General features: G+C 49.5%; 19 protein-coding genes. 3 read left to right on the plus strand and 16 right to left on the minus strand.

The window, feature by feature from the left end; all coding sequences use genetic code 11:
* Positions 1–106: 106 nt before the first annotated feature.
* The 5 genes from AR688_RS10165 to AR688_RS10185 all read right to left on the minus strand — a co-directional run bounded on the left by AR688_RS10165 (position 107) and on the right by AR688_RS10185 (position 4,978).
* Positions 107–2,080: a type IV pilus secretin PilQ gene (locus tag AR688_RS10165; protein WP_231732032.1), complete on the minus strand. Its 1,974-nt coding sequence runs from the start codon at positions 2,078–2,080 to the stop codon at positions 107–109.
* A 111-nt stretch (positions 2,081–2,191) separates the two neighbouring features.
* Positions 2,192–2,728 carry a pilus assembly protein PilP gene (locus AR688_RS10170; protein WP_068232870.1) on the minus strand — a complete coding sequence of 179 codons (537 nt, stop codon included), beginning with the start codon at positions 2,726–2,728 and terminating at the stop codon, positions 2,192–2,194.
* Positions 2,725–3,318, minus strand: coding sequence for a type 4a pilus biogenesis protein PilO (locus tag AR688_RS10175; protein WP_068232873.1), 594 nt, complete (start codon positions 3,316–3,318; stop codon positions 2,725–2,727). Before AR688_RS10175 ends, AR688_RS10170 begins: the two co-directional genes overlap by 4 nt.
* Positions 3,315–3,911, minus strand: coding sequence for a PilN domain-containing protein (locus tag AR688_RS10180; protein WP_068232876.1), 597 nt, complete (start codon positions 3,909–3,911; stop codon positions 3,315–3,317). The genes AR688_RS10175 and AR688_RS10180 overlap by 4 nt, the downstream gene beginning before the upstream one ends.
* On the minus strand, positions 3,899–4,978 hold the full coding sequence (locus AR688_RS10185) for a pilus assembly protein PilM (RefSeq protein ID WP_068232878.1): 1,080 nt from the start codon (positions 4,976–4,978) through the stop codon (positions 3,899–3,901). Before AR688_RS10185 ends, AR688_RS10180 begins: the two co-directional genes overlap by 13 nt.
* Before the next feature lie 153 nt (positions 4,979–5,131).
* Here AR688_RS10185 and AR688_RS10190 point away from each other — a divergent pair, with 153 nt between their 5' ends.
* On the plus strand, positions 5,132–7,741 hold the full coding sequence (locus AR688_RS10190) for a penicillin-binding protein 1A (protein WP_068232881.1): 2,610 nt from the start codon (positions 5,132–5,134) through the stop codon (positions 7,739–7,741).
* 73 nt (positions 7,742–7,814) lie between these two features.
* Here the strand turns inward: AR688_RS10190 and argH are convergent, their stop codons facing one another.
* From argH to metB, 9 genes are all read right to left on the minus strand, one after another.
* Positions 7,815–9,194, minus strand: a complete 1,380-nt coding sequence (gene argH / locus AR688_RS10195; protein ID WP_068232884.1) for an argininosuccinate lyase — start codon at positions 9,192–9,194, stop codon at positions 7,815–7,817.
* Between the two features lie 5 nt (positions 9,195–9,199).
* Positions 9,200–10,408, minus strand: a complete 1,209-nt coding sequence (locus tag AR688_RS10200) for an argininosuccinate synthase (protein ID WP_068232887.1) — start codon at positions 10,406–10,408, stop codon at positions 9,200–9,202.
* Positions 10,409–10,415: 7 nt separating this feature from the next.
* Positions 10,416–11,330 (minus strand): ornithine carbamoyltransferase, encoded by a 915-nt coding sequence (locus AR688_RS10205; protein ID WP_068232891.1) that lies wholly within the window; start codon positions 11,328–11,330, stop codon positions 10,416–10,418.
* 43 nt (positions 11,331–11,373) lie between these two features.
* Positions 11,374–12,144, minus strand: coding sequence for an acetylglutamate kinase (argB, locus tag AR688_RS10210; RefSeq protein ID WP_068232894.1), 771 nt, complete (start codon positions 12,142–12,144; stop codon positions 11,374–11,376).
* Complete coding sequence (gene argC / locus AR688_RS10215) at positions 12,137–13,177, minus strand: N-acetyl-gamma-glutamyl-phosphate reductase (protein ID WP_068232897.1); 1,041 nt, start codon at positions 13,175–13,177, stop codon at positions 12,137–12,139. The genes argB and argC overlap by 8 nt, the downstream gene beginning before the upstream one ends.
* Positions 13,178–13,317: 140 nt before the next feature.
* Positions 13,318–16,308, minus strand: coding sequence for a diguanylate cyclase (locus tag AR688_RS10220; RefSeq protein WP_231732033.1), 2,991 nt, complete (start codon positions 16,306–16,308; stop codon positions 13,318–13,320).
* 147 nt (positions 16,309–16,455) lie between these two features.
* A complete protein-coding gene (gene metF / locus AR688_RS10225) occupies positions 16,456–17,355 on the minus strand; it encodes a methylenetetrahydrofolate reductase (RefSeq protein WP_068232901.1) in 900 nt (299 codons plus the stop codon).
* Between the two features lie 16 nt (positions 17,356–17,371).
* On the minus strand, positions 17,372–19,771 hold the full coding sequence (gene metL, locus AR688_RS10230; protein WP_068232903.1) for a bifunctional aspartate kinase/homoserine dehydrogenase II: 2,400 nt from the start codon (positions 19,769–19,771) through the stop codon (positions 17,372–17,374).
* Positions 19,772–19,793: 22 nt separating this feature from the next.
* Positions 19,794–21,068, minus strand: a complete 1,275-nt coding sequence (gene metB / locus AR688_RS10235) for a cystathionine gamma-synthase (protein ID WP_068232906.1) — start codon at positions 21,066–21,068, stop codon at positions 19,794–19,796.
* Between the two features lie 181 nt (positions 21,069–21,249).
* Between metB and metJ the strand changes: the two genes are divergently transcribed.
* Positions 21,250–21,585, plus strand: a complete 336-nt coding sequence (metJ, locus tag AR688_RS10240) for a met regulon transcriptional regulator MetJ (RefSeq protein ID WP_008217699.1) — start codon at positions 21,250–21,252, stop codon at positions 21,583–21,585.
* An 86-nt stretch (positions 21,586–21,671) separates the two neighbouring features.
* On the opposite strand, the gene AR688_RS10245 is transcribed toward metJ, so the two are convergent.
* Both AR688_RS10245 and rpmE read right to left on the minus strand, forming a co-directional pair.
* A complete protein-coding gene (locus tag AR688_RS10245) occupies positions 21,672–22,913 on the minus strand; it encodes a malic enzyme-like NAD(P)-binding protein (RefSeq protein WP_068232908.1) in 1,242 nt (413 codons plus the stop codon).
* 306 nt (positions 22,914–23,219) lie between these two features.
* Entirely contained in the window at positions 23,220–23,432 is a 213-nt protein-coding gene (gene rpmE, locus AR688_RS10250) for a 50S ribosomal protein L31 (RefSeq protein WP_027670299.1), read from the minus strand.
* A 204-nt stretch (positions 23,433–23,636) separates the two neighbouring features.
* On the opposite strand from rpmE, the gene priA reads away from it, so the two are divergent.
* Positions 23,637–25,811, plus strand: coding sequence for a primosomal protein N' (priA, locus tag AR688_RS10255; protein ID WP_068232911.1), 2,175 nt, complete (start codon positions 23,637–23,639; stop codon positions 25,809–25,811).
* Positions 25,812–25,816: the final 5 nt, after the last annotated feature.

Genomic DNA, 25,816 nt, shown 5'->3' on the forward strand with positions numbered 1-25,816 from the left:
ATTTGAAGCGCTGAATTATGTCAGGAATAGCCTTTTGTTGGCAAGCTAATTCTCAAACCTCCAGCACCGCTGCCAGCGCAGCTACAGCAGTGCTTATGTTGTCAGCTCACAGGCCGTCAGTAATGATTTTTGGTGTTACGAAAATTAGTAACTCATTCTTTTCATTAACTTCACGGGTTGATCTGAACAAAACGCCGACATAAGGAATATCACCAAATAACGGCACCTTATTAACTGTCGATAGAATTTGCTGCTGGTAAATACCACCTAGAACGATGGTTTCACCATTATCAACCAAGACCTGGGTTTGTATTTGTTGTGTATCAATGGCTGTTGCTGGCCCGGTTGGGGTTTGCACCGTTTCACCACGGGTATTCTGGGTAATAATCAGATCCAGGATGATTTTATTGTCCGGGGTGATCTGGGGCGTTACTGTTAAACTTAATACCGCTTTCTTAAACTCCACGGTGGTAGCACCGCTGGATGCAGCCTGTACATAGGGGATTTCAACACCCTGCTCTATCCTGGCTTCTTTCTGGTTTGCCGTAGTAATACGCGGGCTGGCGATAATTTCACCTTTGTTTTCTTGCTCAAGGGCTGAAAGTTCAAGATCCAGTAAGGTGCCATCTGCCAGGCGGGCGATATGAAAAGCAATACTACCTGCCGGGTTGCTGGCAGGTAAGTTCACATTCCAGCGATCATCAAGTGAAGGGATCACACCATTAGCAATACTGTTGGCGCCACCTGCAGAGCCTGATGTACCCTGATTAGAGCTGCCACTGCTTTGCTGGTCGCTAAAGCCCCAGCGAATACCCAGCTCATCAGTAACACTGTCACGCACGGTTACCATGCGCGATTCAATCAGTACCTGCCGTACCGGAATATCCAGCCGCTCTATTAACTTACGGACGCTTTCAATATTACGGGCGGTATCTTTAATTAAGATGGTATTGGTACGCTCATCCACATTAACAGAACCGCGGGATGACAGCATGGTTGCATCTTTGTTTGATAATAACCCGGCTAAATCAGCCGCTTTGGCGTAATTAATTGTCAGGAAATCCGAGTACAAAGGCTCCAGATCGGCCACTGTTTGTCTGGCCTCAAGTTCTCTGGCTTCACGCGCTGCCAACTCCTCGGTTGGCGCTACCATCAGGATATTGCCTTCCATCCGCTTATCTAAACCTTTGACCCTAAGCACAATATCCAGAGCCTGATCCCAGGGCGTACCATCTAAACGCAACGTAATATTGCCGGTTACAGAGTCACTGGTTACCAGATTAAAGCCGTTATAATCAGCAATAATCTGTAGTACGGTACGCACCGGGATATCCTGGAAATTCAATGAAATTGCCCGGCCTTTATACTCTTTTCCGCCGCCAAGAATGCTGCGGTTGGTGGTATCGCGCTCCACATTCAACGTGAAAATGTTATCGATTTGCTGATAGGTAAAGGTAAACTCTGCAGTAGTATCTACCACCAGACGGGTAGAGCTGCCTTCTTTAAAGGTTTCTATACCTTTTACAATAGTACCAAAATCAACTACATCCAACTGATACAACAACTCGTCGAGAATATCGGTGTTATGAAACTCAACTTCCAGTTTCCCTAAACGCTCGGCTACATCAACAGCGGCGGTGTTATCGCGTAAAAACACCAATACGTGGCCTTCGCCTTTATCACCACGGCGAAAATCAATTGCATTTACCCGGTTAATATAAGTGGGGGTGACATCGGCCACTGAACCAACATTACCTGAAGTAGGGTTGTCGGAAATATGAATATGAAAAACATTACCTCTGACCCGGGTACGATAAATTTTCAGATAATCCAGATAGATAACAGTTTTAAACCCTTCACCGACAAATTCAGACGTAACACGTTTTACCCCGGCTTTATCGATCAGTACTTCGTTTAATTTTTCTTCGTAATCTGAGTTATCAAAAAATAATTCAATACGAGCAGGTTCATTGAACACCTGAATACTCGGATCTGCGTACAACTCTTCATCAAAAATAAACTCAATTTCTGTTTCACCTGTCAGCAACGGGTTGTATCTGACATCATATAACAGGGGCACAGCTGCTGCGGGCAACGACAGTAACATTAAGGCTGCAAAGCACATAGCTGTGCACTGGAGTCTGCCAGACATTATTTTGATTATTTTATCCATGATTTACTCGCATACCTGTCAATTACTCGCCGCAGATGACAGATCAGTCATCTGTAACATGGTCGTCCGTTCTTTCCAGCAACCCGCGCCATCGGGGATCAATTCCAGCAACTCTATATGAGTAGGCTCCACATTAATCACCCTGCCGTGAAACAATCCTACGTGGTTGCTCAGGGTTACCCGGTGCAATGTTTTGTCAGAGGCCTCAATCAGCGCCCAGATATTACCTGTATCGCCCAAGGTGCCACGCATCTTTAAGTTGTCCAGCGCGTATTTTTCTAATGGTTCTTTCCTGCGCCTCGGGTCTGGATGCAAACAGTCTTGCACCTGCAGAAACTTATCCTGTACCGCCTCTGGCCTTGGTGCGGCAAAGGGGCTCCGTACGTCCTGAGAGCGATAAGGAATATGAACAAACTCCTTAACTTCTGGCAACGGTTCTACACGGGCTTTGGTGCTGGATTTTACTTCGGCAATGTACTGCTGCACACCGCTCAAATCATTAAAACAACCGCTTAGTAGTAAGCTCAACCCAACAACACACATTGGTCTTATCATGGCTGAACCTCCTTATAGCGGTAGGTTTTTGCCACTACATTAAAACGTAGCCTTTCGTTTGGTTCGGTTTGAATAGAAAAGTCATGCAAACTTACAATACGCGGCAATTTAGCGACTTCACTGACGAAATTACCAAACTGGTGGTAGTCACCTACTACTTCTATTTTTATTGGCAACTCAGTATAAAATTCTTTTTCTATTTCCGGTTCCCAGTTAATACGAATAAAAGTTAACCCACTGGTGGTTCCAACATAGGTAATGTCATCCAGCAGGCCTGGTGTTTCATGCGTTGTTGGCAACTGTTTTAGCAAAAACGAAAACGTTTGCTCCATCTCAACCATTTGCTGCTTATATAAATCCAGATTTACTGCAAATGCATATTTGCTGCGGTAAAGCTGGCGTAACTCAACTTCCTTTTTTTGTGCAAAAGCCAACTCATCAATCTTGCTGTCAACCAGCAGGAAATAACTTAATACCGATACTAAAAGTGCAAGTATTACAGCAAAGATGATCTTTGCGGCAACAGGCCAGGAACCCATGTTCTGAAAATCCAGATCATTGATATCAATCTCAGATAGATTCAGATTCATTTAGCACCACCTTTTACCGGAGTTGCAGGGGCGTCAGAGCCCTGCACCGCTTCGTAACCTTCAACTTTGAGGTGCATCTTAAAATTACTTAATAAGCTGGTATTATCTTTACCAGCCTCGATAAATTCCAACAATGGGCTGGAAAGCAATTCTGACTCTTCTGCTTCGCGTAATAAATTAGATAAACGGTTGTTAGATTCGCTTTTACCAATTAACAGCAAAGCCGTACCTTTTTTATCCAGCTGAGTTAGGTAAACCCCGGCAGGCACTGACTGGGCGATAGCGTCCATAATTTGCGTCCCCAGATTACGGCTGCCTTGCAGCTGTTCAATCAGTGACATACGCTGTTGTAAATTTTTCTTCGTGTCATTTAGCGTGCGGATCTCCGCTATGCGTTGATCCAGCACCTTAATTTCATTTTCCAGATAGCGGTTGCGCTGAGTTTGTCCGTCAATACGGGCGTTATAGGTTATGTTTACCAGAAATATAAGTAAAAAACTCATTACCGCTGTTGCCGTAAGCACTGTAAGGTATTGTTTCTGCTGCTCTTTACGCGCCGCTTCCCGCCACGGCAACAGGTTTATATATGCCATGATGAAAAACTCCTTAACGCCAGACCGCTGGCAACCATTAACTGCGATGAATGACGGTTAAGCTGATCACGGTCAACAGACGTGGCCACTTCCATGGCTTTAAAAGGATTCGCCACCACGGTATGAATGCCCAACTCATCAATCAGCAGCTTATCAATACCTTCTATAAGCGCAGTGCCACCAGACAACACCAGGTAATCCACAGTGTCTTTACCACTGCTGGTAAGGTACATCTGGATACCGCGGCGTACCTGTTGTAGCAGCATAGTCTGAAATGGTGCCAAAACTTCAAAGGTGTAATTTGGTGGCAAATCGCTGTTTACTTTGGCTTGTTCTGCTTCGTCGTAGCTTTTATTGTAATAAGATAAAATACTACGGGTGTATTGATCGCCGCCAAATACCTGATCACGGGTATACAGTGTTTTGCCATTTTCCATAATGCTGAGTAAGGTCATGGTGGCGCCTATGTCCACCATAGCAACCACTTTTTTATGCGCATCATCTGGTAATTGTTTCAAACATAGTTGTGCAGCGCGGCTTAAAGCATAGCTTTCAATATCCACCACCTTTGCCGTGAATCCGCTATTGTCTAATGCAGCAACACGCGCCTCAATACTTTCTGTGCGGGCAGCACTTAACAGCACATTAACTTTGGAAGGATCAGCTTCGTTCACATCCAGCTTTTCAAAGTCCAGGCTAACTTCATTTAATGGGTAAGGAATTAACGTGTCTGCTTCTACTTCAATCTGGCTTTCCAGTTCAGCATCCGTTAAGGACACATCCATGAAAATGACTTTGCTGATCACGGTAGATCCGGAAACGGCGGCGGCAGCAAATTTTACTGAACGGGGGATCTTTTTGCGGATCTTGCTAAGCACATTGCCTACGGCCTCTATGTCCTGTATCTCACGATCAGACATAGCACCTTTCGCCATTGGCTCAACTGCAACGGCTTCCACTTTGTAAACACCATTATGCTGGCTAAGTAACACAGCTTTGACGGAGTGTGCACCAACGTCAATCCCAACCATCATGGGCGTTTGTTTACTAAACAGGCGATTTATCATAGCACCCTGCGACCAATTTATAGTTATGATTATAATTGTCTCATTGATAGCTTAGTCGCTAATTTTTGGCAAGAAAAAGCGTTTAATCTAATGCTAATAAATATATACTAGCAGCGTTGTAAAGGAATTGGGAGTAAAAATTGGGGCTATTCAGTGTCTTGGGTTAAAAAACTTTTAATTCTTAGCCTGCTAATGATCGTCTTTGGCATCATTTCGATCGCTGGGATCTACTTTTATCTTAAAGATGATCTTCCAGACGTCACAACCTTGCAGGATGTAAGACTACAAACGCCGATGCAGGTATTTACTGCAGACGGAGAACTGATTTCGCAATTTGGTGAAAAACGCCGTATTCCACTTAAATTGGAAGAAATGCCGCCTTTGTTAATAGAGGCATTCTTAGCTGTTGAGGATACAAGGTTTTATGAACACCCCGGTATAGATATCATCGGTATTTTCCGTGCTGTTACGGTAGTGGCATCATCGGGCGATTTCAGTCAGGGTGCCAGCACTATTACCCAACAGCTGGCGCGGAACTTCTTTTTAAGCCGCGAAAAGAAGATAGTTCGTAAAATCAAAGAGATTTTTCTAGCGATTCATATAGAGCAACTACTAACAAAAGATCAGATCCTCGAGCTTTATCTAAATAAGATAGAGCTGGGTCAACGGTCTTTCGGTGTGGGTGCTGCAGCTCAGGTGTATTTTGGTAAAACGGTGCACGAATTAACTGTCGATGAAATTGCTATTATTGCCGGTTTACCTAAAGCCCCCTCTGCGCTCAATCCTGTGCGCTCGGCATCTAATGCCAGAGCACGCCGTAATGTTGTGCTTGGCCGTATGCTGGAAACACGCGTAATTGACAAAGCCGCTTACGATCTGGCCATTGCTGCTCCGGTTACCAGCCGCTTGCATGGTGCCCAAATTACCGCCTCTGCACCTTATATTGCTGAAATGGTGCGTCAGGACATGGTCAATCGCTTTGGCGAAGAAACTGCCTACTCTGCAGGCTTACAAGTGTTTACCACTATTCAGAGCAAGCAGCAGGCAGAAGCAAAACACGCATTGCAGCAAAACCTGTATGACTACGACGAACGCCATGGCTACAGAGGGCCGGTAGCAGAGCTATGGCAATCAACTCTGGTTGAAGCAGAAAACGCAGAGCATAAGTTTGAACAGGAAGATCCGCTAAGCGCAGAAGAAATTCTTGCCTACCTTGATAAACAAAGTAGCATTGAAGACTTACGTTCAGCCATTATTACAGCAGTGCATGAACAAAGTGCCGATGCGATTATTGCCGGTGGTCAGGAAGTCACATTGCAATGGGACGGCCTGAAGTGGGCTCGTACTTTTCAAACTGATGAACGTCAGGGCGTCGCACCAAAAACGGCTTTTGCTATTGTTAAGCCCGGACAACACGTTTTGCTGCGCCAGCAGAACGACCAATGGCGCCTCAGCCAGGTACCCCAGGCCAGTAGTGCCATAGTAGCAATTGATCCGCATAATGGTGCTATCCGCTCGCTGGTTGGTGGCTACAGCTTTAGCCAAAGCCAGTTTAATCGTGTTACGCAGGCAAAACGGCAGGTGGGTTCAAACATAAAACCCTTTATCTATTCTGCCGCGCTGGAGCATGGCCATACGCTGGCAACCATTATGAATGATGCTCCTATTCATCAGTGGGACAGCAATGCAGGTATTGCCTGGCGGCCGAAAAACTCTCCGGCAGTTTACGACGGCCCAATCCGCGTGCGTGAAGCACTGGCCAAGTCAAAAAACGTAGTGTCAGTTCGTCTGCTCAGAGCAGTGGGTATAGATAACATTATTACCCACCTGCAACGCTTTGGTTTTACGCCCAGTGATTTACCGCGCAATGAAACCCTTTCATTAGGTTCAGCCTCATTAACGCCGTTGGAACTGGTAACAGGCTATGCAGTATTTGCTAATGGCGGCTATCTGGTAACGCCTTACGTTATTGAGAAAATACTGAGTGAAGAGGGTGAGCTATTGTATCAGCACAACCCTGTCACCGCCTGCCAGGGCTGCGACACAACGCCTGCGGAACAGCAGACAGCCGAACAGCCTGGTGATGCTGAAGCCCAGATGGATCAGTTATTTAATACCTTGTCACTTGATACGCCATTAAACCAGCAAGACATCGCAGAGCAGTCAGTAAAACAGGCTGAGCAGGTTATTTCTGAGCAAAACAGCTTTCTTATTGCCGATGCGCTAAAAAGCAGTGTTTGGGGTGGTGGCAGCTGGCAACATGGCACAGGCTGGAATGGCACTGCATGGCGCGTGCAGCGCCTGAAAAGACGCGATATTTCGGCAAAAACCGGTACCACCAATGACTCTAAAGATACCTGGTTCTCTGGTTTTACCCCGGATCTGGCTGTAACAGTGTGGGTGGGTTTTGACGACGCTAACCGCAGCCTGGGCCGTGCTTTATGGCATGCCAATATGGGCCAGCAGCAAAGCGCAGGTACTGAATCCGGCGCCCGTACTGCACTACCCGCCTGGCTTACTTACATGGAAACGGCTTTACCGCAATATCCGGAGCAGCCAGCTAATGCGCCTGTCGGTTTATCATCTGTACGTATCGACTTACAAACCGGCCTGCTGACCAACCGTACCGACTACACCAGTGCTTTTGAATACTTTAAACCCGGTACAGAGCCTAAGCAGTATGCTACCGCCAATATTCAGCAAATCAGTTTTGATAAAGCACAGGATAAAAAGCAGGACGAAGAGGAAGTTGAGTTGTTCTGACTTTCTGTATTGCTTGCAGATAATTAAAAAGCCCGCATTGCGGGCTTTTTAATACTTATCAATATGATAAGAGTCAGGCTGATTCAAACCACTGCTTTGCCTGTGCCAGGGCCGCGAGCACTTGCTGCGGTGCAGTACCGCCCAGGGCTGCACGTTTTTGTAAACCGGCTTCCAGTTGCAGCGCCGGATAGACATCCTCGCCAATCAATCTGCTAAACTGCTGTAACTCGCTCAGAGGCAAGGCTTCCAGCGCCAGCTGCTGCTTAGCCGCATGCAATACCAGCTCGCCGACTACCTCGTGTGCATCACGAAACGGCATACCTTTACTAACTAAGTAATCGGCTAAGTCAGTGGCGTTGCTGTAGCCCAGCTCTGCCGCCTGGCGGCACTGTGCCTCGTTAACACTTAAGTGCGGGAGTACCGTGGCCAATACCAGCAAAGATTGCTGCCACGTCGCCATCAGGTCAAAAAAGCCCTGCTTGTCTTCCTGCATATCTTTGTTGTAAGCCAACGGTAAGCCTTTTAGTACATGTAAAATCGCCACTAAATGGCCCAGTACACGGCCGGTTTTGCCGCGCAGTAACTCAAACACGTCGGGGTTTTTCTTTTGCGGCATTAACGATGAGCCGGAGCTTATCGCATCGCCCAGTTTGAAAAAGCCCGCTTCGCCGGAGCAGAAAAAAATAACATCTTCGGATAAGCGTGATAAATGCGTCATACAGATGCTGGCCGCGGCAGATAACTCCACCACGTAGTCACGGTCTGATACCGCATCCAGGCTGTTTAGCGCAGCGCTGCTAAAACCCAACCGCTGTGCCAGCTGCTCACGATCAACTGCGACACCGGTGCCGGCTAAGGCACCGCAACCGAGCGGACACACATCCATCCGCGTCAGCGCATCGTCTAAGCGGCTGACATCGCGTTTAAACATCTCAACATAGGCCAGTGCCCAGTGCGCTACCAATACCGGCTGAGCCCGCTGTAAGTGGGTAAAACCGGGCATTACCGCCGTACCGGCACGCTCTGCAAAGGTCAGCAAGGCCGCTATGGCACCAAGTAAAGACTGACGCACACTTTGTGCATTCAGTTTGCTCCACAAGCGCAAGTCAGTTGCTACTAAATCATTGCGGCTGCGGCCAGTGTGCAGCTTTTTCGCCACTGCCCCCAGCTTTGCGGTTAGCTGCGCTTCAACCCAGCTGTGAATATCTTCTTCGCTGGTTTGCAGCGGCAACTTAGGGTCGGCATCTATCGCCACTGCTAAATCGGCCAGCCCGGCATCGAGCTGCGCCGCTTCGTCGCTGCTGATAATACCGGCCTGCGCCAATTGCTGCGCCCAGGCGCGCGAGGCCTGAATATCCTGTTGCGCCAGCAGATAATCAAAGCTTAGCGAGTCGTTAAAATCGCGAAACTCCGCCAGGGTTGCTTCCTGAAACCGTCCGCCCCACATAGCCATAATAATTAACCCTTTTGTTGCTGGTGCAGCGTACGGATGCGGCTGGCCAGGCTGTACAAGCGAATAAAGCCGGCCGCATCTTTCTGGTTGTACACTTCATCGCCTTCAAAGGTAGCAAAAGCTTCAGAGTACAGCGAGTTAGGCGAGCGGCGCTTGGCCACGGTAACATTACCTTTATACAGCTTAATTACCACATCACCGGTTAACTGTTCGGCCAGCGAAGTTGCCGCCGCCAATAGGGCATCTTTTAACGGCGTAAACCAACGGCCGTCATATACCAGCTGGGCAAATTCCTGGCCGACTTCTTCACGGTATTTCAGTGAAGTGCGGTCATATACCAGCGCTTCCAGGCCTTTTAACGCCGCCATTAAAATGGTGCCGCCCGGTGTTTCATAACAGCCGCGGGACTTCATACCAACTAAGCGGTTCTCGACGATATCAATCCTGCCAATACCATGCTCAGAGCCGATTTCGTTTAACAATTCAATCGCTGCTACCGGCGCAACGGCATGGCCGTTAATTTTGCTCAGCTCGCCTTTATCAAAGCTCAGCTCAACATAGGCAGCATGATCCGGTGCCTGCTCCGGTGATTTGGTCCACATCCATACCTGGTCTGACGGTTCACACCAGGGGTTTTCCAGCTCGCCGCCCTCATGTGAGATATGCCATAAGTTAGCATCACGGCTGTAAATTTTGGTAGCAGACGCCGTGGTTGGTACCTTTTTCTCTGCAAGGTAATCCAGCAATGACTGGCGTGAGTTAAATTGCCACTCCCGCCATGGTGCGATCACTGCTAACTGCGGTGCCAGCGCAGCAAAAGCGCCCTCAAAGCGCACCTGATCATTACCTTTACCGGTACAGCCATGGCACAGTGCATCGGCGCCCAGCTCCAGCGCCAATTTTACCTGAGCACGGGCAATAACAGGCCGTGCCATAGAAGTACCCAGCAGATACTGGCCTTCGTATACGGCACCGGTTTTCAGTGTCGGGTAGATCACTTCTTTTACCAGCTCTTCGCGTAAATCAACGATATGGCAACTGCTGGCACCGGAGTTAATGGCTTTTTGCTCAACACCGGCCAGTTCCTCATCGCCTTGGCCAACGTTGGCGACAAAGGCGATCACTTCGCAGTTATAGTTGTCTTTTAACCAGGGCACGATAGCCGAAGTGTCCAGACCGCCGGAATAGGCTAAAACGACTTTTTTAATACTCATAGTGTCCTCACGCAAATAAACTGATTAATACGGCATTCTGGGCATGCATGCGGTTTTCCGCCTGCAGTAATACAAGTGACGCCTCGCTGTCGAGTACCTCGCTGGTAACCTCGTGCTCACGGTGCGCTGGTAAACAGTGCATAAAATATTTTACCGCCAGCCGTTGCATCACGGCGGTATTGATCTGATACGGCTTAAACACCCGCTCAATAAGTTCAGGATCGGCTTTATCGCCCATCGATAGCCAGGTATCAGTATAGATAGCATCGGCGCCGGCGGCGGCGGATAAATGCGGGCTCAGCTCCAGCACAGCGCCGGTGTCGGCAGCAATTTTCTGCACATTCAGCAGCACCTGGGCATCCGGTGAAAAGCCTTGTGGCGTTACCACTGTCATCTTCATACCGCTAAGCGCGGCGCCAATCATCAGCGAATGGCAGACATTGTTGCCATCACCGACATAAGCCAGATGCACTTTGCTCAGATCGCCAAAGCGCTCTTTTAGCGCCAGTAAATCAGCCAGCGCCTGGCATGGGTGATATAAATCGCTCAGCGCGTTAATCACCGGTTTATGGCTGGCCTGTGCCAGTTGCTCCAGTGTTTGCTGCGAGAAGACCCGCGCCACTATGGCATCGGTCCAGCAGGCCAGATTACGGCCAAAATCGGCGACGGTTTCGCGTTTACCCATAGCGCCGTTTTGCTGATCCAGATACACACTGTGGCCACCGAGCTTATAAATACCCACATCAAAACTAACGCGGGTACGCAGCGATGGCTTCTCAAAAATCAGCGCTATGCTTTTGCCCGCCAGCGCCTGAGTGTATTTCTGCGGTTGCTGCTTTACATTCAACGCTAAATTCAGCAAATCGTTAAGCGTTGCCGGGCTTAATTCAGCCAGACTCAATAGTTGGTTCAGTTTACTCATTTTCAGCTGATCTGCCGCCAGTGCGGCATCCTTGTTTAAGGGACTAACAGACGATGCGCGTGCCTACTGCTTGCTGTCGCATCAGATTTAACAAATCTTGCGGGTGTTGCCAGCCCGCGACGGTGATACTTCGTCGCAGTGCCTGAGCGGTGTCTAAAGCGGCATCCAGTTTTACTTTCATACCACCCTTGATAATACCTTGGGTGACTAATTCTGCCGCCTGAGCTCCATTAAGCTCACTGATAAGCTTACCTTCGCCATCTAAAATACCCGGCACGTCGGTCAGCAACACCAATTGCCCCTGTACCAGCTGACAAATAGCGGCAGCAGCTAAATCGGCATTTACATTTAATAATTGCGCCTGCTCGCCATGACCAACCGAGCTGAATACCGGTGTAAAACCGGCAGACAATAAATTTTGTAATAAGCTGCCGTCTTGTGGTTTAGCCACGCCAACAGCTCCCAGTTTGGTATTTAATTCAAAGCGGCAGCTGTTACCGGCAGACAGCGTTAACCCGACTGGCTTTAAACCCTGTAATGAGGCACGCGCTACCATGTGCGTATTAACGGCACCGGCTAAAGCACCGGCGATCACCGGCATTTGCTCAGCAGGTGAAATACGCTGGCCATCGAGTTTTTCAGTGTGAAAACCAAATTTGGCCAGCCACTGATCAACCTGATCGCCGCCGCCGTGCACCAGCACCAGCGGATACTGCTGCTTTAATTCAGCACACACTGCCAGCAAGGCATCCAGCGCGCTGTCATCCTGCAACAGGCGGCCGCCCATTTTCAGTACCAGAGGGGTATTATTCATGGCTCACCCCGGCAAATAAACCGGCGGTTTCCGGCTTAGCAAAACGCACGTTAGCCGCTTGCATCGCCTGAGCTGCTGCACCTTTTAACAGGTTATCAATAGCTGATACCACCACCAATTGCTCGCCATCCTGCTGCCAGTAAATATCACAATATGGTGTACCGGCTACATCGGCGACATTAGGTGAGTGCGACACTAAACGCACTAACGGCTTACCGTTATAGGCGTTAGTAAAGGCAGCACTTACCTGCTCTGGCGTAACGCCGGCTTTTAGCGTTACCACACTGGTGGCCAGAATGCCGCGTTTAAAGTTGCCCAGATGCGGCGTAAACACCACTTTGCGGCCCAGGTTTTGCTCTATTTCCGGCCGGTGGCGATGTTTAAAAAAGCCATAGGCATTTAAGCCGACTTCACAAAATGAGGTGCTAAGTGCCGCCTTACGGCCTGCACCGGAAACACCGCTGGTAGCGTTGATTACAGGAATACAGTTATCTGCCACCAAACCGGCTTTAATCAGTGGCAACAGCGCTAAAGTACAGGCTGTCGGATAACAGCCAGGCACAGAAATTAACCGCGGCAATGGCGTGTTCTGCCATTCCATTAAGGAATACACCGCTTCTTCTAACAGTTCAGGATGCTGATGCTCATAACCATAATACTGCGGATACAGCTGCGGTTGCTTTAACCGGAAAGCACCGGATAAATCCACCACATCGATACCTTGTGCCAGTAATAGCGGCGTTACCGCTTCGCTGGCTTCATGCGGCAGCGCTAAAAAAGCCACATCAATTTTGCCGTTTAAGCCTGCAGCCAGCTCATCCGTCCACGGCTGAACCAGAATATCCAGCTGCTGTTTGTAACGCGGATACAAAGAAGAAAACGGCTCTGCACTGCGCCCGGCAGAAGCATAGGCACCACAAAGTTCAAAATAGGGATTGCGCGCTAAAATCACTGCCAGTTCAGCACCGCTGTAACCGGCAGCACCTAATACAATGCTGCGTACTAAAGAAGAAGATTTGTCAGTTGATAACATCGGATACGGCTCTCGAACAGTAAATAACGTATAGGTATAGCACGAAACAGCCGCTAGTGTAGAACGGCCGCCATGCAGTTTCAAGAATTATTATTCTGTTTTTGTGAATTTTTATACAAAACAGTTCATGGTAATAATGCTTAAACAGCAACATCTACCCTGTTGCGGCCATTTTGCTTTGCTTTATACAGTGCGCTGTCAGAACGTGACAATAACTTATCATAGTGTGCCTCTCCGGCAAACTCAGCAATGCCCATACTTACTGTAATACGCAGGTTTGCTGCAAAAACTGCACAATCAATCTGCATAATCGCCTGACGCATTCGTTCGCAAATATCCTGCGCCACCTTTACCGTGGTATTAGGCAACAATATGGCAAACTCTTCCCCCCCCCAGCGCGCTACCGTGTCGTCGGCCCGGCAATGGCTGCTAATTTCTGCGGCCACCAACTTGAGTATTTCATCACCAATGCTATGGCTGTAACTGTCGTTTACCTGTTTAAAATGATCTATATCCAACAGCACCAGGCAAAGTGGTAAATTATTACGCCGTGAGCGCGCGCACTCACGCGCCAGTGCTTCATCAAACGCGCGCCGGTTCGCCAGCCCCGTTAACGCATCACGCCGTGCCTGTTGCTCAAATTCTTCGGCCTGGCGTTTTAATTGTATCAACAGAGCTGAACGTTCCTGATCTATCGCTTTTAAATGATCGGCCTGCTGCTGTAATTCAACGGTTTTTTCCGCTACCTGCCAACGTAATAATTGCTCACGCCGGCGCAAAGCGTTAAGACGCCAGCGCAACATTATCAGGCCCAGCAATGTGACCAAACCTATTATCGCCAGCCAGAAACCCGGCCTTTGCCAGATATAAGGAAAAATGGTGAAGCTTAAGCTGGCTTCATGTTCGCTCCAGCCGCCTTGCGGATAAGCTGCACTGACTAAAAAGCGATACTCTCCTGGTGGCAGGTTGGTGTACTCGGCCACGTTTTGTGAACCCCGCTCCACCCAGTCAGAATCGAACCCCTGCAACCTGGTTCGATATTGAATACGCTGTGGCATAACAAAACCCAGCCCGGCAAAGGCAAATTCCAGCCGGTTAACCCCTGCAGCTAACTGAATTGAAGAGGTTAACTGTCTTTCAGTGCCATTAACTTTCAGGCTTTCGATCACTATCGGCGGAATATTTGCCGCAAAGCGTTTTAACACCTGCGGCTGCACCATACTGGCACCTTTGGAGGTAGCAAACCAGACAGCACCGTCCTGTGCTAATGTAGCAGCAGGCATAGAACCACCATTTGCCTGAGCACTTTGCATGCCATCACCTTCACCAAATAACTCATAGTCAAGTTGATGCCGCTCACCACTTAGTACTGCAGCAATATGCTCTCGTTCCAGCCGCAGTATGCCCCTGTTACTGCTGATCCACAGGTGCTGTTGTCTGTCGATCACCACCTGAAACAACTTATCAAACGGCAAGCCGACATTTCGGCCCAACATTTTTAACTCGCCGCTGCTCAATGAGTAGTGAACCAGGCCGCGGTCGGTTGTCATCCAAATGGCATCAGCACCGCTATCCAATGCAAAACCAAAAGCGTATTCCGCCCCGTCCAGATTGCTGAAATCAACCGGCATTATGCTGCCATCTGGCTGCATAATAGCCACACCAGCCCCGGTACCAATAAACAACCTGCCATCGCTGTGCTGGTACAACGCCATAATAAACGGTGCCGGTAATCCCTCTGTGGTGGTAAAGTTTTTGATGCCGTCAGTGCCGACATAGTTAAGCCCCTGCGCTGTTCCTACCCAGAGCCCGCCGTCTTTTGCCGCTAACAGCGCACGGATTTCATTGGCCAACAAACCACTTTGCCGGTCCAGCCGCCGGACAATTTTACCGTCCTGCCACAGCAGCACGCCGTCGGTGTAGGTACCAATCCATACCGAGCCATCTGTAGCCTCGGCCAGGCTTAATACCGACTGGCCGCGGCTGGCAGCAGACAAATCCAGTGTTTCCAGCTGCCGCCCCGCCAACCGGCTAACACCCTGGCTGCTGCCAATCCAAACTGAGCCGTCGCTGTGCGCCATTACACTGCGCACATAGTCCCCGGCAAGCCCAAGTTCGGCGGTGTAAGTAATAAAAGGTGCGTCGCGTAAACGGAATAAGCCACCGTTAGTGCCTACCCACACACTTTGCTCGCGATCCAGATACAACGATAAAATACGGTTATTTGGCAAGCCACCGGCGATAGTTAGTTGCTCCAGCCCCTGCTCACTGTAACGAAGCAAACCACGGTCAGTGGTACCAATCCAGATTTGCTCATTGCTTAACAACAATGATGAAACCGGTAAATCGGCTAAGGCAGCATTGAGCAATGCACTTTGGCCATTTTGCCAGCTAAATAAGCCACGCTCGGTCCCTGCCAACACTTTGTCGTTATACTGAGCTAACACAAATACCGGCACGGCAGGTATGTCCTCTACTACCACTATTTGCGGCTGCGGCTGTGTTGTATCCAACCAGGCCAGGCCACGACCAGAACCCATCCACAGCCGGCCAACACTATCAACCATTAAGCTGTGTACAACATCACTGGGTAAACCATCAGCCTGGGTATATTGCTTGCGGCTGCCATCCGGTGCCTGGCGGAACAAGCCTTCCCCCTCGCTGGCCAGCCAGAACATGCCATGTTTGTCTTCAACTACGGCATTTAGTAAAACATTAAACGCCGGCCAGCTTTGCCAGCTGTTATCCACACGCCGGATAAAACCGCCGCGCGCGCCCACTACCAACAGGTTGCCGGCATTATCTTTACGCAGCGCTCTGATACCGGAATCAGGCAGGCCTGTCTGCGGCCCACGGCCCAAAATACTAAACTCCCGGCCATTAAAGCGGGCAATACCTTCCCAGGTGGCTATCCAAAGATAACCATCTTCGCTTTGGCTGATACTGTTTATGGTGTTGTGCGGCAGGCCGTCGCGGGTGGTCCAGCTTTCCTGAAAATAATTGCTTAGTTTGGCCGGGCTGGCACTGGCAAAAAGGCTTGCGCAGCTGCACAACAACATCAGTAGTGCCAGCCAGCTATGGCGCATTAATGAGTGTCTGGCAACACAGCGCCAGCTGAGAACTTCAGACATTACTACTCATCCCTGTTCATTAAGCAATTGCTAAAGCAATAATGCTGCTCAGATTACCCCAATTTTCAGTTGGCGCCAACCCGGCAAAAGTCCATTTGTTAATGAAAAAAGCCCGCTTAATCACGGGCACAGGTGTGTCAGAGCAGGTTAAACAGCAGCTTGTGGCCTTACTCCCAGTAGATGGCAAATAGCGTAACTCAGTTCGCTGCGGTTAAGCGTATAAAAATGAAAGTGATCCACGCCTTCACGGCTTAATACCTTCACCATTTCCATGGCAATGTTAGCGGCGACCAAATTACGGGTGGTGGCATCGTTTTCCAGGCCCTCATAGGCTTTATGCATCCAATTTGGCACCGCTACGTTAGTCAGAGCCGCAAATTTCTTCAGTTGCTGAAAATTAGTTACCGGTAAAATACCCGGCACGATATCTACATCAATGCCGATCGCCGCACAGCGATCGCGATAGCGCAAAAATTTCTCTGCATCAAAGAAAAACTGTGTAATAGCGCGTGACGCTCCGGCATCAACTTTGCGCTTTAAATTAAGCAAGTCAAACTGCGTATTAGGTGCTTCCGGGTGCATTTCAGGGTATGCAGCTACCGAGATATCAAAGTCGGCCACTGAGCGCAGTATTTCTACCAAATCTGCTGCATATAAATCTGGCTTTGACGTATTGCCGGGCGGTAAATCACCGCGCAGTGCTACGATATGGCGAATACCGTTTTGCCAATAGTCTTTGGCAATAGCAATTAAATCGTCCTTGGTAGCATCGACGCAGGTTAAATGCGGTGCCGCAATTAAGCCGGTGCGCTGTTTAATCGACTTAATAATATCGTGGGTACGGTCACGCTCACCAGAATTAGCGCCATAGGTTACCGACACAAAAGACGGCGCCAGCGGCGCAAGCCGTTCAATTGACTGCCACAGGGTTTGTTCCATTTGTGGCGTTTTCGGCGGAAAAAACTCAAAACTGACGTTAACCTTGCCTTCCACATCCTGCAAGTTACGGTTAATTGCGTCTAAATATTGTGCATTTGCAAATGCCATAACGATTCTCTTTCTGTTACGTCAGTAAGGCAGGCGCAGTGGCCTTGCCAATAAGTTGATTAACCAGTACAGCCAGATCGGCATGCAAACCACCGGCAGTAACTACCCGGCCAGCACCCGGGCCTTTTAATACCAGCGGGTTAGCATTGTACCAGCCAGAGCGGATAACAAAGACGTTATCGCAAGGTGCTATCGCTGCCAGTGCATGTTGCTGACTAACCTGTTGCAGTGACACACTAGCACTTACTTTGCCAGGCTCCAGCGATAAAACAGCCACATAACGCAACACCTCGCCCTGAGCTTTTGCCTTAGCAAACACTGCTGAAAGCTCTGTATCAAGGACGCCACGCTTCGCCCAGAAATCCTGCCAGTTGCCGTGCTCCAGCCCCTCAGGTAATAAGGGCTGCAATTTAATGTCGTCCAGCTCCAGTGTTACACCCAGCTCGCGTGCCAGTACCAGTAACTTACGCTGTACATCTTTGCCGGATAAATCATCGCGCGGGTCCGGCTCGGTTAACCCGGCCTGCTGCGCTTCCAGCACAAAATCTGAGAACGGTTTGCTGCCATCATACTGACATAATAACCACGACAGCGTACCGGAGAAAATACCGCTGACCTCTGCTATTTGATCGCCGGCACTTAATAATTCCTGCAAGGTACGCTGCACCGGTATACCGGCACCGCAGGTGGTGTTGCTCAGCCATTGTCGCTGATGCTGTGCCAATGCCTGTTTAATTTGCTGATACTCAGCACCTGGCAAAGTTACACCCTGTTTATTGGCGCTGATAATATCGCAACCTGCAGCAATAAACACAGGGTATAAACGGGCAAAGTCACCACTGGGGGTAATATCTATCAGCACTTTAGGTGCCGGCAAGGCCTGCAAATAAGCGGTTAGTTGCTCTGCATGCCAGTTGTCACCTGCGGCCAGTGCGGTTTGCCAGTCAGCGGGCATTACGCTGTCTGCCAGCACTGCACGGCGTGAGTTCAGTACAGCGGCCAAATTCAGTTTAAGCTTAGCGGCAAAGCGTTGCTGTTGCGTTGCCAGCATAGAGAGAAACTCAGCGCCAACGTTGCCAGTACCGGCCACCACCAGTTGTAACACTGGCTTTTGCAAAATTAACTGTTGATGCAATTGCTGTAATACCGCAGCCGACAAGGGCTCAGCCAGCAACCAAATTAGTTGCTGGGTGTTTTCATAGCGATGCAATACCCCATGTTGCTGCAGCAGTTGATCAGCCGGTGCCGCCTGCTCTGTCTGATCGGCTTTTAGCCATGCCACGGCGTAGTATTGCTGTGTATCCCATACTGCATGTACGTTTAATTCTGCCAGCCAGGCCAGTGCCTGCTCTGCACAGGCCGCCGGTAACAACCAGCACAGGTTGTCACCTTGTTGTGGCAGTGCAATTACCGGCTGCTGCAGCTCTAACGCCAGCCTCTGTGCAGTAACGGCCGTGTCCTGATGAAGTGTTAATAAGGTCACGTCATTCAGTTCAGTAATAAAACCCTGTTGCGCAGCGCCAGGCTGTGTAATGTCTGGCTGCGCCACGCAACAGCCACCTTGCGCAGGTTCATAGCTGCTGCGTACCTGCAATACGGTGTCGGTGCCGGTTAATGGTGCTAAAGTGCGGGCATGCAACACCGGGTTACCCAGCTGCGCCAACTGACATGCCTGCTGCCAGCTCACCTGCTTATAAGGTATGGCACAGGCAACTTTGCGCGGATCGGCGCTATAAATAGCTTTAACGTCAGTCCAGATCGTTACTTCACCGGCCTGCACCAGCGCACCTAACAAAGTGGCAGAATAATCGCTGCCATTGCGGCCCAGTGTAATACTGCGGCCTTTGTCGTCACGGGCGATATAACCGGTAACGATATGAATACAGTCTGGCTGTGTATATTCAGCCAGCAATGATGCTGATGCTGCCCAGTCTGGCTGATGCTGCTTTAAACGTAGAAAATCACGGGCATCCAACGCAGTAGCATTAAGCCCGCGCTGCTTTATTAGCTCGCTTAATAATGAAGCCGATAAGCGCTCACCAATTGCCAGCACATCATTTATCCGCTGCTGCGCCAGTGCCTCTGGTACATCAGCTAACCAGTGTTGCAATTGGGTCTGCACTGTTGTGGCCGCCGCTGCGGTTAGTGTTTCGGCCACCAATTGGTTTAGCTGTTGCTGCAAGCTGGCCAGAGCCTGGTCGCGGGCGGCGGTGTCATCAGCACAAGCAATAATATGCAGTAAAGCATCGGTAGTATCGCCCGGCGCAGACACCACCACCCACAGCGCTTGCTGCAGGTTTTGCTGTTGCAGAATATCGGCCACAGCACTAAAACGCTGCGCACTGGCTAAGCTGCTGCCGCCAAATTTATGTACCTGAGCTGCCGGGCTAATTTGTTGTTTCACTTCAATTTGCATTATGTATTACCAAAAGCATGTATTACCAAAAAGCGCTGAGCGCCGGGTTAAGCCGAAACTGCTGCTGTTGCTGTTCATTCTGTTGCTTTAACCTGTCAGTCTGCTGGTTAAGCTGTTGCTGATGATTCTGCTGATTATGTTGCGCCACAGCGTTAAAAGCCTGTTGTAAATCGGCCAGCAAATCATCAGCGTTTTCAATACCTACCGACAGACGGATTAACGTAGCGCCGATACCGGCAGTTTTCTGTGCGGCGGCATCCATTGATGCATGCGTCATAGTACCCGGATGGCACACCAGACTTTCAATACCCCCCAATGACTGGGCCAAGGTAAATAAACGCAGTGCAGAGAAAAACACCGGCAGTAAGGCTTCGTCAGCGGCCAAATCAAAACTGCACATCGCACCAAAGCCGCTTTGCTGGGCTTTAGCAATAGCATGGCCTGGATGCTGCGGCAGCCCGGGGTAATACACTTTAGCCACCAGTGGCTGCTTTGCCAGAAAATCGACTACCCGGGCGGTATTGTCCTGCTGCAAACGCAACCGCGGTTCCAGTGTACGCAGGCCGCGCAGCGTCATATAGCTGTCAAAAGGTGCACCGGTAATGCCCAGGCAATTAGCCCACCATTTTAATTCATCGCCCAGTTGCTGCGATTTTGCAATCAGCACACCACCGACAATATCGCTGTGACCATTAATATACTTGGTGGTGGAATGCACGACGATATCGGCACCCAGCGCCAGAGGTTGCTGTAATATCGGCGATAAAAAGGTGTTATCCACCACCACCAATGCTTGTAATACTTTGGCCAAATCACATACTGCGCGCACATCAGTAATTTGCAATAACGGGTTAGACGGCGTTTCCAGCCAGATCATTTTCGGTTTAACAGCCCGGATTTGCTCAGCCCAGCCAGCTTGCTGAAAATTTACCACCAACAGGTTAAAAGCACGCTTACGCTGTGCCAGGTTAATAAACAACCGGTAACTACCGCCGTAGCAGTCATGCGGGATCACCAGCGTATCATCCGGTGTCAGCAGTTGCAGTGCCAACAGGCAGGCAGACATGCCGGTGCTGGTCACTATGGCTTTTACCCCGCCTTCCAGCTCAGCCAGCGTTTCGGCCAGTAAATCCCGTGTCGGGTTATTCGAGCGTGAATAATCGTACGGGCCGGGTTGTTTAAAAGCTCTTAATTCATAAGTTGAGGTTAAATACAGCGGTGGTGTAACCGCAGCATGAGCAGAGTCCTGAGCGATACCGGCCCGGGCAGCGATAGTCGCGGCGTGGCGCTTTGACATGGGAAACCTCATTTAGATGTTTAGACGTCTAAAAGTATAATGATAGAAATAAAGATGTCAAACCATTTAGCCGTCTATAATCATTATTTGTTGTACACTATTTGACTGCGCGGCATAACAAGATAGAATTTCGCCACTTGCGAAAAGCAATACAACATAATGACTAATACAAGGTAACCATATGGCTAAGTGGAATGGGGAATATATTCACCCGTACGCGGAACACGGTAAAAAATCAGAACTCGTAAAAAAAATCACCGTATCTATTCCGCTGAACGTATTAAAAGTGCTGACAGATGAGCGCACCCGCCGCCAGGTAAACAACCTGCGACATGCAACCAACAGTGAATTATTATGCGAAGCGTTTCTGCATGCATTTACCGGCCAGCCACTGCCAGCCGATGAAGATTTACGTAAAGATAACCCGCACCAGATCCCTGCAGAAGTACGCCAGATCTTAACCAGCATGGGCAAACCGATTCCGGTTATTATTGAAGCTGACAGCGACGAAGAATAACAAACAGAACACCCGCCAGTTGGCGGGTGTTCTGTTTCTGCAGCATGTTAACTGCGCTGGTTAGGTATGGCAGTTAAGTCTGGCAATTAACTATAGTAGTTTTCCGGCAACGGTAACCTTGCCACCCCGGATGCCACTGCGGCATGTGCAACCGCCAGAGCAACCCGTGGTAACAGGCGCGGGTCCATCGGTTTAGGAATAATGTAGGTTTTACCAAAACTAAGCTGGTCAACCTTAGCGGCAGTTAACACTTCCTGCGGCACAGCCTCTTTAGCAATAGCCCTAATCGCATTTACCGCCGCCAGTTTCATTTCATCGTTAATAACACTGGCGCGTACATCTAAAGCACCGCGGAAAATAAATGGAAAACACAGCACGTTATTTACCTGGTTCGGATAATCTGAACGGCCGGTAGCCATAATAATATCGTCGCGCATCGCATGGGCCAGCTCAGGCTTAATTTCCGGATCCGGATTCGAGCAGGCAAAAATAACCGGCTTGTCGGCCATTAACTTTAACGCCTCTGGCGGTAATACGTCCGGGCCAGACACCCCAACAAATACATCAGCACCGTTTAAAGCATCTTCTAATGTGCGTTTATCAGTATTGTTGGCAAACAGCAGCTTGTACTGGTTTAGGTCATCACGGCGGGTGTGAATAACACCTTTAGTATCCAGCATATAAATATGTTCACGCTGAGCACCGCATTTAATCAGCAGTTCCATACAGGCAATAGCCGCTGCACCTGCGCCCATACAGACAATAATTGCGTTTTTAATATCTTTACCCTGAATTTCCAGTGCGTTTAACATGCCAGCGGCTGTGACAATAGCAGTACCGTGCTGATCGTCATGAAATACCGGAATTTTGCAGCGTTTAATCAGCTCTTTTTCAATTTCAAAGCACTCCGGCGCTTTGATATCCTCAAGGTTTATGCCGCCAAAGGTGTCGGCAATATTGGCGACAGTATTGATAAACTCTTCTGTGGTGCGGTGTGTTACTTCAATATCAATCGAATCCAGGTTAGCAAAACGCTTAAACAGCAATGCCTTACCTTCCATTACCGGCTTCGAGGCCATAGGCCCTAAATTACCCAGGCCTAAAATAGCCGTGCCATTAGTAATTACAGCCACCAAATTGCCTTTGGCGGTGTACTTGTACACATTGTCGATATCAGCAGCTATTTCGCGTACCGGCTCAGCCACACCAGGGCTGTAGGCCAGAGCCAGATCAGTAACGGTTTCGGCCGGTTTGCTGATCTCAATACTGATTTTGCCGGGTGTGGGTTCTGCGTGGTAACGCAGTGCTTGTTCTCTGAAATCTGACATCTGTTTATCCTGCCGTTTGTTGTAGGGCTTAGCGTAAAGTTATTGTTATACAGTTACGTCTGAGGGAGGCTTATTCTAAAGAGCTGCCAGCGGTAAGAGAACCTTAATCAGTCTGATCGTACCAGCGCAAAATGGTTTATCTGGCTATACCACTTTAGTCGCACCCAGTAGTTGTTATAACAATTACGACAGACAAACGACATTTCTTTTAGCAATATTGAATATAAATTCCTCATCTGACACAAATTACAGGCACAAAAAAAGCACCCGCAGGTGCTTTTTTCTGTTTTGCTGTAACAGAACCGATTAACGGTTGCCCAGTACAGAGAAACGTTTTTTGAAGCGATCTACACGGCCGCCTACGTCTAACACTTTTTGCTTACCGGTATAAAACGGGTGGCAAGCTGAGCAAACGTCCAGGTGGATGTCTTTGCACAGTGCTGATTTAGTTTTGAATGCATTACCGCAAGTACAAGTTGCAGTAATCTCTTTATATTCTGGGTGAATACCTGGCTTCATGGGTTACCTCGTTAGGCCGTATCGCTATCTGGTCAAATTGTTGCCAGACACCATACGTAATTACAGTTAATTAAGGGCGCGTAGCTTAATAGATAGCCACAAAAGTTGCAACAGCTTATGCACCGGTGCAATAAATTTTGTTTTACTTGGCATTTAACCGGGCTGTCCTTACACTTGAAGGCTGCTATTTAACAGGACCCTGTTGTGACTGTAGTACGCGTGGCTCTGCCGGTGCCGCTAAGACAACACTTTGACTACCTTATTGCCTCTGATCAACCTTGTCAGATTGGCTGTCGTGTACTTGTGCCTTTTGGTAACCGCCAGTTGGTAGGCATTATCTGGCAACTTGCACCTGACGATGGCTTTGATGCCAGCAAACTAAAAACCGTACTGCAACTGCTCGACACCACGCCGGTGCTGCCACCGTTACTGTGCCAGTTGCTAAGCTTTGCGGCTGAATATTACCATTACCCGCTTGGTGAAGTGTTAATCAGCGCCCTGCCAGCTTTGCTGCGCGAAGGCCGTAACTTAACAGACTACCAACCTAAAGCCTATCGCCTGACCACTGCAGGCCAGCAACTCAGTGCTACAGCATTAAAGCGCTCGGCCAAACAAAGTGCGCTGTGGCAGGCACTGCAAAGCCATCAGTTAACCGAATCAGTGCTGTTGCAGCAACATAGCCGCGCCACCTTAAAACAGTTACTGGATAAACAGCTGGCAGAAGAGCTGATTGTGCCACCGGTACCTTTTACTGCACCGCTAAAACCCGCTACAGGCCTTAAACTTACCAGCGCCCAGGCATTGGCGGTTACAGCAGTTGACCAGGCCTGCGGCCGCTTTGAACGCTTATTGCTCGAAGGTGTTACCGGCTCGGGGAAAACCGAAGTGTACCTGCAAAGCATTGCCGGCTTGCTTAATCAGCAACAGCAGGTATTGGTGATAGTGCCGGAAATTGGCTTAACGCCGCAGACACTGGCACGGTTTCAGGCGCGGTTTGATGTTCCGGTGCTCTGCTGGCACTCTGCACTTAGCGATAGCGAGCGCTTACATTGCTGGCTGCAGGCCAGCACCGGCGCCGCGGCTATTATTATCGGCACCCGTTCGGCACTGTTTTTACCCTTTTACCGCCTGGGGCTGATTATTATTGATGAAGAACATGACCAGTCATTAAAACAGCAGGACGGTTTTCGCTATCACGCCCGCGATTTAGCCATTAAGCGCGCGGCGCTGCAGCACTGCCCTATTCTGTTGGGCTCAGCTACCCCCAGCCTGGAAAGCCTGCACAACACACTGAATAAACGTTTTATCCACTTACCGCTGCCAGACCGTGCAGCAGGCCAGGCCTTACCGGTGTTTGAACTGGTCGATTTAAAACAGCAGGTATTGCAGTTTGGCCTGGCCAGCCAAACGCTGGCACAAATAAAAAAACAATTAGATTTAGGCCTGCAGGTGATGTTGTTTTTAAACCGGCGCGGCTTTGCCCCGGCACTAAGCTGCCAGGAATGCGGCTGGCTAACCGAATGCCATCGCTGCAGCGCTTTTACTACCTACCATAAACAAAGCCGCCAGTTAGTGTGCCACCATTGTGGCGCCAGCAAAGCCGTGCCGCGCCAGTGCGGCAGTTGCGGCAGCACCCAGCTAAAACCGTTGGGCCAGGGCACCGAACAATTAGAGGAAAACCTGCAGCAGTTATTTGCGGGTGTGGCCATTACCCGGCTTGACCGTGACAGCACACGCCGCAAAGGCGCGCTGCACCGGGCACTGGATGATATTCATCAAAGCGGTGCCAGGCTGATTGTCGGCACCCAGATGCTGGCCAAGGGCCATCATTTTCCTAATGTCAGCCTGGTGGTGATTGTTGACGTTGACGGCGCGCTGTACAGCAGCGATTTTCGTGCCCCCGAACAACTGGCGCAGTTACTTACGCAAGTAGCCGGCCGCGCAGGCCGTGGCAGCAGCGGCGGTAAAGTGCTGCTGCAAACCCATTACCCGGAACATGTTTTACTGCAGGATATTATTAATAACGGTTATGCGTCTTTTGCCCGCAGTGCGCTGAAAGAGCGCGAGCAAACCCGTTTGCCGCCCTTTCAGCATCTGGCACTGTTTCGCGCCGAGGCGCATCAGTCTGATCTTTGCCAGCAATGGCTGCAGCAATTGGCCGACTACAGCCGTCAGTTTAGCGGCTTACAACTACTGGGCCCAATACCGGCACCACTGGAGCGCCGGGCCGGTAAATACCGCTGGCAATTGCAATTGTACAGCACAGGCAGGCCACAGCTGCACAGTGCGCTGGATAATATGCTGCAACAGCTGCACAGCTGGCCATTAAGCCGAAAAGTAAAATGGCAACTGGACGTTGACCCCACCGATCTTACCTGAAGCCG

The sequence above is a fragment of the Rheinheimera sp. EpRS3 genome (genome assembly GCF_001513785.1).
GTDB lineage: Bacteria > Pseudomonadota > Gammaproteobacteria > Enterobacterales > Alteromonadaceae > Alishewanella.

Excerpts from the sequence above, each read along its gene's own strand:
- AR688_RS10170 (WP_068232870.1), bottom strand. The coding sequence starts at position 2,728 with ATGATAAGACCAATGTGTGTTGTTGGGTTGAGCTTACTACTAAGCGGT.
- AR688_RS10175 (WP_068232873.1), bottom strand. The coding sequence starts at position 3,318 with ATGAATCTGAATCTATCTGAGATTGATATCAATGATCTGGATTTTCAG.
- AR688_RS10180 (WP_068232876.1), bottom strand. The coding sequence starts at position 3,911 with ATGGCATATATAAACCTGTTGCCGTGGCGGGAAGCGGCGCGTAAAGAG.
- AR688_RS10185 (WP_068232878.1), bottom strand. The coding sequence starts at position 4,978 with ATGATAAATCGCCTGTTTAGTAAACAAACGCCCATGATGGTTGGGATT.
- argH (WP_068232884.1), bottom strand. The coding sequence starts at position 9,194 with ATGGCTATGTGGGGCGGACGGTTTCAGGAAGCAACCCTGGCGGAGTTT.
- AR688_RS10200 (WP_068232887.1), bottom strand. The coding sequence starts at position 10,408 with ATGAGTATTAAAAAAGTCGTTTTAGCCTATTCCGGCGGTCTGGACACT.
- AR688_RS10205 (WP_068232891.1), bottom strand. The coding sequence starts at position 11,330 with ATGAGTAAACTGAACCAACTATTGAGTCTGGCTGAATTAAGCCCGGCA.
- argB (WP_068232894.1), bottom strand. The coding sequence starts at position 12,144 with ATGAATAATACCCCTCTGGTACTGAAAATGGGCGGCCGCCTGTTGCAG.
- argC (WP_068232897.1), bottom strand. The coding sequence starts at position 13,177 with ATGTTATCAACTGACAAATCTTCTTCTTTAGTACGCAGCATTGTATTA.
- AR688_RS10220 (WP_231732033.1), bottom strand. The coding sequence starts at position 16,308 with ATGTCTGAAGTTCTCAGCTGGCGCTGTGTTGCCAGACACTCATTAATG.
- metF (WP_068232901.1), bottom strand. The coding sequence starts at position 17,355 with ATGGCATTTGCAAATGCACAATATTTAGACGCAATTAACCGTAACTTG.
- metL (WP_068232903.1), bottom strand. The coding sequence starts at position 19,771 with ATGCAAATTGAAGTGAAACAACAAATTAGCCCGGCAGCTCAGGTACAT.
- metB (WP_068232906.1), bottom strand. The coding sequence starts at position 21,068 with ATGTCAAAGCGCCACGCCGCGACTATCGCTGCCCGGGCCGGTATCGCT.
- metJ (WP_008217699.1), top strand. The coding sequence starts at position 21,250 with ATGGCTAAGTGGAATGGGGAATATATTCACCCGTACGCGGAACACGGT.
- AR688_RS10245 (WP_068232908.1), bottom strand. The coding sequence starts at position 22,913 with ATGTCAGATTTCAGAGAACAAGCACTGCGTTACCACGCAGAACCCACA.
- rpmE (WP_027670299.1), bottom strand. The coding sequence starts at position 23,432 with ATGAAGCCAGGTATTCACCCAGAATATAAAGAGATTACTGCAACTTGT.